Source organism: Streptomyces sp. NPDC054842 (assembly GCF_053611025.1).
Map to the genome: position 1 here is coordinate 69,184 of NZ_JBSGZN010000041.1, position 8,311 is coordinate 77,494.

The 8,311-nt window shown below is 71.0% G+C and carries 9 protein-coding genes; 5 read left to right on the top strand and 4 right to left on the bottom strand.

Going from position 1 to position 8,311, the window contains the following annotated elements:
- Window position 1: 1 nt before the first annotated feature.
- The 4 genes from ACWGIS_RS27610 to hemL all read right to left on the bottom strand — a co-directional run bounded on the left by ACWGIS_RS27610 (window position 2) and on the right by hemL (window position 4,275).
- Window positions 2–634: a TlpA family protein disulfide reductase gene (locus ACWGIS_RS27610; protein ID WP_453365154.1), complete on the bottom strand. Its 633-nt coding sequence runs from the start codon at window positions 632–634 to the stop codon at window positions 2–4.
- A gap of 66 nt (window positions 635–700) precedes the next feature.
- Window positions 701–1,990 (bottom strand): hypothetical protein, encoded by a 1,290-nt coding sequence (locus tag ACWGIS_RS27615; RefSeq protein ID WP_453365155.1) that lies wholly within the window; start codon window positions 1,988–1,990, stop codon window positions 701–703.
- Between the two features lie 261 nt (window positions 1,991–2,251).
- Window positions 2,252–2,962, bottom strand: coding sequence for a histidine phosphatase family protein (locus ACWGIS_RS27620; RefSeq protein ID WP_453365156.1), 711 nt, complete (start codon window positions 2,960–2,962; stop codon window positions 2,252–2,254).
- Window positions 2,959–4,275 (bottom strand): glutamate-1-semialdehyde 2,1-aminomutase, encoded by a 1,317-nt coding sequence (gene hemL / locus ACWGIS_RS27625; protein WP_453365157.1) that lies wholly within the window; start codon window positions 4,273–4,275, stop codon window positions 2,959–2,961. Before hemL ends, ACWGIS_RS27620 begins: the two co-directional genes overlap by 4 nt.
- A gap of 364 nt (window positions 4,276–4,639) precedes the next feature.
- Here hemL and ACWGIS_RS27630 point away from each other — a divergent pair, with 364 nt between their 5' ends.
- The 5 genes from ACWGIS_RS27630 to ACWGIS_RS27650 all read left to right on the top strand — a co-directional run bounded on the left by ACWGIS_RS27630 (window position 4,640) and on the right by ACWGIS_RS27650 (window position 8,217).
- The gene (locus tag ACWGIS_RS27630) at window positions 4,640–5,077 is read left to right on the top strand and encodes a hypothetical protein (RefSeq protein ID WP_003974483.1); all 438 of its coding nucleotides are present in this window, start codon (window positions 4,640–4,642) and stop codon (window positions 5,075–5,077) included.
- Between the two features lie 327 nt (window positions 5,078–5,404).
- The gene (locus ACWGIS_RS27635; protein WP_003974279.1) at window positions 5,405–5,608 is read left to right on the top strand and encodes a cold-shock protein; all 204 of its coding nucleotides are present in this window, start codon (window positions 5,405–5,407) and stop codon (window positions 5,606–5,608) included.
- A 284-nt stretch (window positions 5,609–5,892) separates the two neighbouring features.
- A complete protein-coding gene (locus ACWGIS_RS27640) occupies window positions 5,893–7,455 on the top strand; it encodes a DEAD/DEAH box helicase (RefSeq protein ID WP_453365158.1) in 1,563 nt (520 codons plus the stop codon).
- A gap of 153 nt (window positions 7,456–7,608) precedes the next feature.
- The gene (locus ACWGIS_RS27645) at window positions 7,609–7,899 is read left to right on the top strand and encodes a CBS domain-containing protein (protein ID WP_453365159.1); all 291 of its coding nucleotides are present in this window, start codon (window positions 7,609–7,611) and stop codon (window positions 7,897–7,899) included.
- A 6-nt stretch (window positions 7,900–7,905) separates the two neighbouring features.
- Window positions 7,906–8,217 (top strand): SCO5918 family protein, encoded by a 312-nt coding sequence (locus tag ACWGIS_RS27650; protein ID WP_453365160.1) that lies wholly within the window; start codon window positions 7,906–7,908, stop codon window positions 8,215–8,217.
- Window positions 8,218–8,311: the final 94 nt, after the last annotated feature.

Sequence of the window (8,311 nt, forward strand, 5' to 3'; positions counted from 1 at the left end):
GTCACTTCTCCGCGAGGATCGGCTTGAGCATGCCGCGCAGCTTCTCCTCGCTCAGTGGCGACAGGGAGCGCGCCGCGATCTTCCCGCTCCGGTCGAGGACGACGGTGGAGGGGATGGCCTGCGGGTTGAGCGAGCCCTTGGGGAAGCGCAGCATCAGCTTGCCCGTGGGGTCGTACAGGCTCGGGTAGGGCACCTTGTAGTCCTTCTCGAACTCTTTGGCCGGGCCCGTGCTGGTGTCACGTGTGTTGATGCCGACGAACTGCACGCCCCGCGCTTGGAGATCCTCGGCGACCTTGGAGAAGCCGGGCGCCTCGGCGCGGCACGGCGGGCACCAGGAGCCCCAGACGTTGAGGACGACGACTTTGCCCTGGTAGTCGGCGACGTCGAGCTTCCTGCCGTCGACGGTGGGGCCCGACAGGTCGGGAGCGTCGGCGCGTTCGCCCTTCGCCGCGGTGGCGATGCCGTCGGTGCCGGTGACGAAGTTGGTGTTGCCCGATCCCCCGGACGTGCCCCCGGAGCCGCACGCGGTCAGGGCGAGTGCCGCGACCGCGGCCCCGGCGGTGAGCAGGACGGCACGGCTACGGGTGCGATTCGCGCGGTCGAAGCGCTGGCGGGCACGGCAGGCGGCACTCATGTGAAAAGTTTCGCATGTCCGTTCCGGGGATCTTGCGCACCCCCCTTGCGGGCGGAAACCCGCATATCAGGCGGCCTTTCCGCCCTTGCCCGAGGCGCTTTTGCCGGTGCCGCCGGTGCCGCCGGAGAGCCCCTTCCAGCCACCGGCCGGTTTCTGTCCCACGTCCAGCGACTGGAATCCGGCCAGCACCTCGGGCCGCTGCACGTCCAGCCAGTCCACGAACTGCCGGAAGGAGACGAGGCGTACGTCGCCGCCCTTCTCCCTCTTCCGCGCCATGTACTTGATCGCGCGCTCCACGGCGTCCATGTAGATGCCGCCGTTCCACTCCTCGAAGTGGTTGCCGATGAACAGCGGTGCCCGGTTCGTCTCGTATGCCCGCTTGAATCCCGCGATGTAGGCCCCGGCGGACTGGGTGCGCCAGCCCGGGTAGTTGTACGCCGGGGCCTTGGTCGAGTTCACCGACTGGTTGGCCAGCATGTTGTAGTCCATCGAGAGCACCTCGAAGCCGCGGCCCGGGAACGGGATCGCCTGGAGCGGCAGGTCCCACACGCCCTCGGTCTTGCGCGGCCAGCGCTGGCGGCCGCCGGGCGAGGAGGCGTCGTACCGCCAGCCCAGCTCGCGGGCGGTCGGCAGCAGGTTGCTCTGGCCGAGGAGGCAGGGCGTGCGGCCGCCGATGAGTTCCCTGTCGTAGTCGAAGGGCAGCGACGGCAGGTCGGTCCAGCCGGTGTTGGTGCGCCACTCCTTCACGAAGGACCCGGCCTGGTGGATCTCGCTGCGCCACTGCTTCGGCGTCCAGTTGGCGACGGAGCCGTAGCCGGAGCAGAAGTGGCCGTTGAAGTGGGTGCCGATCTCGTGGCCGTCGAGCCAGGCCCGGCGGACGCCCTTGAGCGTCATCCTGATGTGCTCGTCCGTCAGGTAGCCGATGTCGGAGGCGCCCGGCGCGTTGTTCGGCGGGAGGTACAGCCGCTTCTTCGACTCGGGCAGCAGGTAGACGCCGGACAGGAAGAACGTCATGTGCGCCTCGTGGTCCTTCGCGAGGTCCAGGAAGCGCTCGAAGAGTCCGGTCCCGACCTCGCCCGCGCCGTCCCAGGAGAAGACCACGAACTGCGGCGGGGTCTCGCCGGGCTCCAGGGGCACGGGCCGCGCGGGCTGGTGGGGCTGCTTGCCCGTGAAGGCGGTCGACCCGTCACCGAGGGGGCGTACGGGGGCCTTGGGCGCACCGGGCCCGCCGGTGCGGGAACCGCCCGGGGTGCTCGCGCCCTCTTGTCGGTGAGCGGTACCGCAGGCGGCGAGACCGAACGCGGTGGCGGCACCCGCCCCCGCCCCGATCACTCCGCGTCGGCTGACGTCCCGCATGTCGTCCCCATTTCGTCGCGCCCTCTCAGCCGGCTTTTTTCAGCCGGCATCCCAGGAGAGGGCGCGACGAGGACGGGGGTTCCGTCTCACTCGCACATATTCATATTATTTTACGAAGATGCGCTCGAATGGCCCGGATACGCACGCTTTGTGACGGCGTGTACGCCGGACGCACACCGTCGCCCGCTGGCTAGGGCCTGTCGTCTGGATCATGCCGAGACCAACCGTTCGTCAAGGCCGGCCTGATCCAGACGACAGACCCTAGGCGCCGAACGCCTTGCCCTGTCCCCGCACAGGCTTGGCACCGGCGAGGAGGTGAGCGGGCACCAGGTCCCGGGCGGGCTCGCTGTAGCCCACCGAGACGATCTTGTCGCCGCGGTAGGTGAAGGACGTCAGCGAGGCCAGCGTGCACTGGCGCTTGCGCGGGTCGTGCCACAGCCGCCGCCGCTCGACGAACGACCGCAGGATCCAGATCGGCAACTGGTGGGACACGCACACCGCCTCGTGCCCGCGCGCCGCGTCCTTGGCGGCGTCCAGCGCCCCCATCATCCGGACGACCTGCTCCACGTACGGCTCGCCCCAGGACGGCTTGAACGGGTTGACCAGGTGCTTCCAGTTCTCCGGCCGGCGCAGCGCGCCGTCCCCGACCCCGAAGGTCTTGCCCTGGAAGACGTTCTCCGCCTCGATGAGCCGGCCGTCGGTCGCCAGGTCCAGCCCGTGCGCCTTCGCGATGGGCGTCGCCGTCTCCTGCGCCCGCTCCAGCGGCGAGGCGACGACGTACCTGACGTCCCGCGAGGACAGCCGCTCCGCCACCCGGTCGGCCATCCGCCGCCCCAGGTCGGAGAGGTGATAGCCCTCCAGCCGCCCGTACAGGACGCCGTCCGGGTTCTCGACCTCCCCGTGCCGCATCACATGGACGACCGTCAGGTCGTCGTCCCTCTTCTCCGCCTTCTCGGCTCCCGTGCCGGTCATGCCGTGGCCTCCGCCGCTGCCCGTGCCGCCGCCGGAAGGGCGTCGGCGATCCGCTGAACCGCCCGCTCGTCGTGCGCCGTGGACACGAACCACGACTCGAACGACGAGGGCGGCAGATAGACGCCCTGCGCGAGCAACGAGTGGAAGAACGCGGTGTACCGGAAGGACTCCTGCGTCTTCGCGTCCTCGTAGTCGCGCACCTCCCGCTCGGTGAAGAAGACCGAGAACATGTTGGACGCGTTCTGCAGCCGGTGCGCCACGCCCTCCTTGGCGAGCGCCTCGGTCACCAGGGTGCGGATCTGCAGGGACACCGCGTCGACCGTCTCGTACGCGGCGTCGTCCAGCAGCCTCAGCTGCGCGAGACCGGCCGCGGTCGCCACCGGGTTCCCCGACAGCGTGCCCGCCTGGTAGACCGGCCCCGCCGGAGCGAGGTGGCCCATCACGTCGGCCCGTCCGCCGAAGGCGGCGGCCGGGAAGCCGCCGCCCATGACCTTGCCGAAGGTCATCAGGTCGGGGCGGACGCCGTCCACGCCGTACCAGCCGGACCTGCTGGTCCGGAAGCCGGTCATGACCTCGTCCGAGATGTACAGCGCGCCGTTCTCCGCGCAGGCGTCCTTCAGACCCTGGTTGAACCCGGGCCGCGGCGGCACGACGCCCATGTTCCCGGGCGAGGCCTCCGTGATGACGCAGGCGATCTCACCGGGGTGCGCCCGGAACGCGGCGTGCACGGCGTCCAGGTCGTTGTACGGCAGGACGATGGTGTCCCCGGCCTGCGCGCCGGTGACGCCGGGGGTGTCCGGCAGGGCGAAGGTCGCCAGCCCGCTGCCCGCGGCGGCCAGCAGGGAGTCGACGTGCCCGTGGTAGCAGCCGGCGAACTTGATCACCTTGGCGCGCCGGGTGAAGCCGCGCGCCAGACGGATGGCGGACATGGTCGCCTCGGTCCCGCTGGAGACGAGGCGCACCTGCTCGACGGGCTCGACGCGCGCGACGATCTCCTCGGCCAGCGCGACCTCGCCCTCGCCCGGGGTGCCGAAGGACGTGCCGCGCCCGACGGCCTCCTGGACGGCGGCGATGACCTCGGGACGGGAGTGCCCGAGGATCATCGGCCCCCAGGAACACACGAGGTCGACGTACTCCCTCCCGTCGGCGTCGGTCAGGTAGGGACCGCTGCCGGACACCATGAAACGGGGCGTACCGCCCACGGCGCGGAACGCGCGCACGGGCGAGTTCACACCGCCCGGTGTGACGGCAGCCGCACGGTCGAAAAGAGTCTGCGAAACTGGGGCTTCGTACGGATAGCTCACACAAGCCATGGTGTCAGAGGCCGCGAAGATCCTGCGGACAGGTGTTTCAGCCCACGTTTCGCCGAGCGGCCGTGGGGGAGGTCACTGACACGATGATCGGGTTGCGCGGCGGGGGTCGCGCGGCCTAGAACAGCAGTCGGGTGGAGATATGCATCGCGGTGGCGGACTGGGCGAGGGGACCGATGACCTCGGTCCTCGGCGTGCCCGGCGGGGGAGGCACCGGCGCGAGGCGGAGGAAGCCGCCGAGGCACGGCAGGCGCAGGGTTCACAGGGCGAGCCTGAGCGGATCGAGCAGTCGGCCCGTATGGACGGTATGGACTACACGGACCGTGGAGCAGACCGGCTCAGGGCAGGGAGCGGGAATGGTGGCCGGGTGGGGGTGACGTACAAATACTTCGGCGCGCCCGACGGCGCGACGGCAGCGCGGGTCCCGATCTCGATGCGCCCCGAGGAGCTCGGCGGCGACGAGCTCGGGATGAACGGCATGTTCACCAAGATCAAGCCGGAGACGATGGCCGCGATGGTCCTCACCGGCATCGAGGGCGTCCCGCTGCACAAGGTGCCCCCGCTGGAACTCGTCGTCCTCCACCCCGACTACGCGGTCGTCAAGCTCCCCATGACGGTCGTGGACCCGCTGCGCGGCATAGGCGAGGAAGCGGTGGGCGCCGCCGCCTTCATCTGGTCGACGGTCCCGGACCGCGGCGGCCCGCGTGACGCGTTCAACGTCTACCAGCTGCTGCACGAGTGGCAGGACTTCTCCCACCGCCTGCACGAGGCGGGGCACCAGCCGTACTGCCTGGTCTGGCCCTGACCCGCCCGGTCCGGCCCCCATCCGCGAAGGCCGCACTTCGCCGCGACAATATCTGTGCTCGCGAAATAAGAAATGGCCGTAACACGCCATGAGAATTTCACGCCCGCCCGGCTGAACGGAATTACTTACCGTGCACGCCCGGGCCGGGCGTGCTACTGTCTGTCAAAGTTGCAGTTGTGATTCCCAGAACTTCAAGCGCCCCCGGCGGCTCCTGTGCCGGGTGGGAGTGCTTTTGTATTCCGGTCATTTCCGGGCGGGGCGATCATCGCGACGACGCGGAATCGGCACAGTGCGGATTCCGGGGAATTCCCCCGAAGGAGATATGACATGGCTACTGGCACCGTGAAGTGGTTCAACGCGGAAAAGGGTTTCGGCTTCATCGAGCAGGACGGCGGCGGCGCTGACGTCTTCGCCCACTACTCGAACATCGCCGCCCAGGGCTTCCGCGAGCTGCTTGAGGGCCAGAAGGTGAACTTCGACATCGCGCAGGGCCAGAAGGGCCCGACCGCCGAGAACATCGTTCTCGCCTGACGCGACGCCACAACTTCGCAGCTGGGGCCCGCACCTTGGGGTGCGGGCCCCAGCTCGTTGCCGCTCGCTTTCGGCGGGCACGGTTCGTGCACGATTCCTCTGTCCGTTCCCCGCGCTTTCCCGCGGCGGCACGGCCCGAGGACTGTTATTGAAAAGGCGCAGGCCTCGGGTTATCTCCGCGGCTGGATTCGCCTCCGTATTCACTGGGCGCGTCCCTGCGATTCTCCGTGCTGTTTCTCAGGCCGGGAATTCCTTGATGCGTGCCGCGTCGAGGAAGGTTCCCCTTGAACCGCACACGTACGAACACCCGCTCCACCACCTCCCGCAACCGCGCCGGCGCCTCCGGTGCGGGCCGCGGCGGTGCGCGTTTCGGCTCCGCCTACGCCGGCCGCTCGGGCGCCCCCAGCCGCTCCGGCTCGCCGAGCCGCTCCGGCGGCTACGGACGGCGTTCCGCTCCGCAGGGCGAGTTCGCCCTGCCGGTCTCCGTCACCCCCGCGCTGCCCGCCGTCGAGGCGTTCGCCGACCTCGACATGCCGGCGGCGCTGCTGGCCGCGCTGACGGCGGAGGGCGTCACCACCCCGTTCCCCATCCAGGGAGCGACCCTGCCGAACTCCCTCGCCGGCCGTGACGTGCTCGGCCGGGGCCGCACCGGCTCCGGCAAGACGCTCGCCTTCGGTCTCGCCATGCTGGCCCGCACCGCCGGACAGCGCGCCGAGCCCCGCAGCCCGCTGGCCCTGGTCCTCGTACCGACCCGCGAGCTCGCGCAGCAGGTGACGGACGCCCTGACCCCGTACGCCCGCGCCGTGCGGCTGCGGCTGACGACGATCGTCGGCGGCATGTCGATCGGACGGCAGGCCGGCGCGCTCCGCTCCGGCGCGGAGATCGTCGTCGCCACCCCGGGACGGCTCAAGGACATGGTCGACCGCGGGCACTGCACGCTGGACCAGGTCGCCATCACCGTCCTCGACGAGGCCGACCAGATGACCGACATGGGCTTCATGCCGCAGGTGACCGACCTGCTGGGCCAGGTGCGGCCCGGCGGGCAGCGGATGCTGTTCTCGGCGACCCTGGACCGCAACGTCGACCTGCTGGTCCGGCAGTACCTCTCCGACCCGGTGGTCCACTCGGTCGACCCCTCCGCGGGCGCCGTGACCACCATGGAGCACTACGTCCTGCACGTGCAGGGCGCGGACAAGCAGCGCACCACCACCGAGATCGCCGCCCGCGACGGCCGGGTGATCATGTTCCTGGACACCAAGCACGCGGTGGACCGGCTGACCGGGCACCTGCTGGAGAACGGCGTCCGCGCCGCCGCCCTGCACGGCGGCAAGTCCCAGCCCCAGCGCACCCGCACCCTGGCCCAGTTCAAGTCCGGGCACGTGACGGTGCTGGTGGCGACCAACGTCGCGGCCCGCGGCATCCACGTCGACGACCTCGACCTGGTGGTCAACGTGGACCCGCCGAGCGACCCCAAGGACTACCTGCACCGCGGCGGCCGTACCGCCCGCGCCGGCGAGTCCGGCAGCGTGGTCACGCTGGTGACGCCCAACCAGCGCCGCGAGATGAGCCGCCTCGTGGCCTCCGCGGGCATCGTCGCCCACACCGCGCAGGTGCGCTCGGGCGAGGAGGAGCTGAGCCGGATCACCGGCGCCCAGGCTCCCTCCGGCATCCCGGTCGTCATCACGGCGCCGCCGTCGGAGCGCTCCCGGCGCGGCCCGTCCTCGTCGTCCCGCGGCCGCCGCGGCCGCCCCGGCCAGGACGGCCGCGGCGCCCAGAGCCGCGGTGCCGCTGCCCCGCGCCGGACGTCGGCCCAGCGGTCGCCGTCCGGCTTCGACGCGGCGGCCTGACGGTCCCCGTGACCGGCAGGCGCAGTCGTCCTCATCCCCTCTTCGCAGGAGGCACCTTTGACGCTGGTTCAGACACAGTCGCGACCGACGGATCCCGTCGGCAGGCACCCGGCCGCCTCCCCGGAGGCGTCCGCACCGCACGTCCGTGACGACATGACCGTAGAGGTCGCCCTGTCCGTCATGGCGAGCGCGCGTACCGGCCATCTGCTGATCTGCGACGAGGACGACCAGCTCACCGGCCGGGTCACCCGAGCCCGGCTCACCGCCGTCCGCGACAGTCCCGGTTACACGGACCGGGTCCGTCTGCGGGACGTCTGCGAAGAAGACGCGGGCCACCCGGCCCACGCATGCCACGGAGAGCGCGCGGAACGCGGACCGCTCTCGGCGTCCCCGGCCGTCCGGCGCCGCCCGGCCGGACCGTTCTCCCTCTCCCTCTCCCTGTGAGGCACCATGCGCTGCATCATCGCCCGCTTCCCGTTCGACCTCACCAAGGCCGGCGTGCTGGAAACGATGAAGGGCGTCAAGCCCGAGCCGATCACGGGTGAATCGGTGATCATCGGCCGCCGCCACTACCCCGTCAAGCAGGTGGGGCAGGTCGTCACCCGGCAGGACCGCCGCGACTTCACCGCCGCCGAGGTCACCCGCGCGATGACCTCGCTCGGCTTCACCTGCCGGCCCTTCCTGCCCGAGGCCGCGCCCCGGCACGCCCTCTCCCCGTTCGAGAACGCGTCGGTGCTGCTGGGCGCCCCCGCGGCGGTGTAGTCCGCCACCACGACAGCGAAGAGGGCCCTGCCGGCGCGCGCCGGCCCGGCCCGCGTCGCCCGGGGCGGCCGCAGTGGTGGGCGTAGCTGAAGGC